This is a genomic window from Bradyrhizobium sp. CFUWI (assembly GCF_056429085.1).
This window is the reverse complement of record NZ_JBWJZE010000081.1, coordinates 1-2,900: the sequence shown is the minus strand read 5'-3', so window position 1 is coordinate 2,900 and position 2,900 is coordinate 1. Positions and strand designations below refer to the sequence as shown.

At 55.6% G+C, this 2,900-nt stretch carries 3 protein-coding genes; 1 reads left to right on the top strand and 2 read right to left on the bottom strand.

Translation table 11 applies throughout. The annotated features are described in order from the left end of the window. Positions 1-124: 124 nt before the first annotated feature. Both AC066S_RS38655 and AC066S_RS38650 read right to left on the bottom strand, forming a co-directional pair. Complete coding sequence (locus AC066S_RS38655; RefSeq protein WP_478271905.1) at positions 125-694, bottom strand: pantoate--beta-alanine ligase; 570 nt, start codon at positions 692-694, stop codon at positions 125-127. 227 nt (positions 695-921) lie between these two features. Then, the gene (locus tag AC066S_RS38650) at positions 922-2,403 is read right to left on the bottom strand and encodes a pentapeptide repeat-containing protein (protein ID WP_126262009.1); all 1,482 of its coding nucleotides are present in this window, start codon (positions 2,401-2,403) and stop codon (positions 922-924) included. Between AC066S_RS38650 and AC066S_RS38645 the strand changes: the two genes are divergently transcribed. After that, positions 2,402-2,662 carry a hypothetical protein gene (locus AC066S_RS38645; RefSeq protein ID WP_126262010.1) on the top strand — a complete coding sequence of 87 codons (261 nt, stop codon included), beginning with the start codon at positions 2,402-2,404 and terminating at the stop codon, positions 2,660-2,662. The two genes, AC066S_RS38650 and AC066S_RS38645, sit on opposite strands and share 2 nt — an antisense overlap. Positions 2,663-2,900: the final 238 nt, after the last annotated feature.

Genomic DNA, 2,900 nt, shown 5'->3' with positions numbered 1-2,900 from the left:
TGAAAGCCGGAGTGTGGTTCCGCCGTGCTCGTCTGCTCATCGTCTCTCCTGATTCGCGGGTCAATCTTGCCCGCCGTCAGGCAGAAACTCCACTTATCGCGCTGTTCAGATTTGCGGGACCAGCTCACTCGGAACGGCTAAATCGTCTCAGACGCGACGAAATGGGCACTCCGTTCTTGTATCTCACGGTCGGCACAAACCTTATCTCGCAATCCAGAAGGAGATCTGCGACGGCGCGCTTCACCAGGATCGCCTGACCGATATCTTTCAGGCCGAAGTAGCTGCGAGTCGGCTTTGCATAGCAGATCCAGCGGACTGCCCCGGTAACGGCTTCCTGCAAATAGGCCTCGGGTCCCCCTAGACGCAAATGACAGTCGCCTTGCGATACAAAGGTTCGATAGCCAGGCGGGAACATTTCGGTGTCGTTGGAGGAAATTACGGCAGTTGCTCCCGAACGCAATGCAAGTCCAATATCGTCGTCCAAATTGAAGTCGTAGCTCCCACCCGGTCTAAGCTGGATCTTGTTCGGGTAGACTGTGACGATCGCGACGTCATTTTCCGATGCCGCCCTTCTGATCAGTTCTGCATGCCCAAGATGCAGGGCTCCGAGAGTATGTACCGTCCCGATAGTCTGCCCTGTTCTCGCCACCTCCCGAATGAACGCTTTACCTGCGGAAAGACATGCCAGATGCATTTTCTACTCCAGTCTCTTTGAATGCCAAAAGAGCGTAAGCGGCGTGCGCCGCTTACAAAAGAGCGTCGGTCGGATCGCACAGAAGGTCTGCCCTGCCTCTCGTATCCGCCGGCGATGCCAGGGAGCCCCATAGCGCTTAAGCGCTCGCTCACAGCTCGAACGACCGCCCAGACCTGTCCTAACTCGCCGACACTGCATTGACTTCTATTTTGCAGTCTCCGAAGCCGTCAGGTAGACCCTTCTCGACCCTGTCGGATCAACGATGAGAATTCAGTCAGATAGCTTGATGGATCGCGTGGCTGATCCCCCTTCAGAGCGGCCTGTAGGCCCGGACATCGGTCTGCAAAGAACGGTGGCTCGAATGTGGTTATCTTAGCGCCCGAAAAATCCACTTTTACGAAGCTGGCCTGGAACGGCGACATCCCACTCAGGTTCGCCTCGCGCAAGGACGATTGGTTCATGCGCACGTACGCGGCCCGCGTTGCCTCCAGATTAGTTCTCGTCATTCCTGCGGCGAGATATGCCTGAACGAGATTCGATCCTTCGAGATTTGCCTCATCCAGTGCCATTGATTGCGGGGGATCACCGGTGATCATCGACCTGTAAAGGTAAGCATTGGATAGGTCTGCGCGTTCGAGATCGCAGTCGCGCACAAAGGTAGAGCGGCCACGAAAGCCCGATAATTTGGCGGCTCGCATCGTGCTCTCTGTTATAGAAATGCATTCGCCTGATGCCAGAGACAGGTCCGCTCCGTCGAGCTCGCAGGAATGAATGGATGCACCGTTGAGCACGGCGCCGACGAGGTTTGCGTTGGACAAGTTTACGGACAAAAGCCGCGCCTCGGTCAGGTCCGTCTGCTCAAGCTCCGCATTTGGAAGATTTGACAGGTGAATATCAGCAAATGGTGCGCACATGCCTCTCGCTGCGATGTGGCCGCTTACCTTTGATAGTCTCAGATACGGAAGATGAGCGCCTTCCAGGACAAGACCATCGACCGAGGTGGGACGCACAATCGATAAACAGTTCCCCTTTGACTGGAAGAACGAGCAAGACGCCAGATGTGATTTCGTGATCGTGAGTTGGCTCAGCTTGGCAAAGCGGAAGGAAGCGGAAGGAAGGAAACATTCATTAATGGTCGAACCCTGTAGCTCCGCGCCATCGAATACAGCATCACTCGCATCGCATTGGTAAGCGAGAAGCCCGCTGAGCATAGCGTTATCAAAGCGTGCCCTTTTCATGCTGCAACCGTGAAACAGGCTGCCCGTTGCATCAATTACATTGCAAAGACTGGCATCGTCGAAGTTGCAGACCTGCGCTGCAATCGCATGCATATACGCAAAATCGAGCTTGGCCCCGCGGAAGCTTGCCCTCTCTAGCCCCGGACAGACAAGATTCGCCCCAGAAAGGTCCGCCCGATCCAACTTTGCTCCGTAGAGCTGCGCACGATTGAGGGTACAGCGTCGCAACGGGAAATCTGACAGGTCGTGACCGTTAAAGTTCTCGGACGATAGCTGCAAGCCAATCCCGGTCCTTCCGATCGCCTCTTCGGTTCGCCTCCCAACCGCAGCCACCGCGCGCAGCCGATCGGCAGCTCGGCTCCAGTACCGAACAAAGTCCCCATCTGATGAAAGATTGTACTTCGGATCTGACCAGTGCTCTGCCCCTTCATTCGCGGTGCACTCGCTATCAGGGCCGATCGTTTGCGACATGACGATTCCGTATTGCCCGGATTACGGGGGGCCTGTTATCGACCTTTTTTGCTCCGCCTTGGAGGTACGCTATGCGACCTGTGGCGAACGCGTCGGCGAAATGACGACAAGACGCCTCAATGAGGCGCTTATTGTGTCGGTGACCTCCGCAGCCGGCACGCTTGAGCACGTCAGCCGAATTCTAGTCATGCGCCCCCACTGCCGCGCGCTGAGATTGTTCACCGAGTCCGGCAACGTTGACAACGCAACCGTCTTTTGACATTGCCGATATGGCAAGACGTTGCGATTTGTCTCGTCGGCTCTTTTAGGCAATCCAATTCGCTCTCCATCAAACCGAATGCGAAAACTTCAGGGCCTTGCTTGTTTTTCAGTCGGTTGTGAAGAACACGCAAGCCGTTGAGAGAGAATCGATTTTTGGCGAACAGACATGGTTCTGTTCGCAGGATTTCGGCGGGTGAGCCCGCAGTTTCTTGCAAATTGCTCTTGGGCGATCGCTG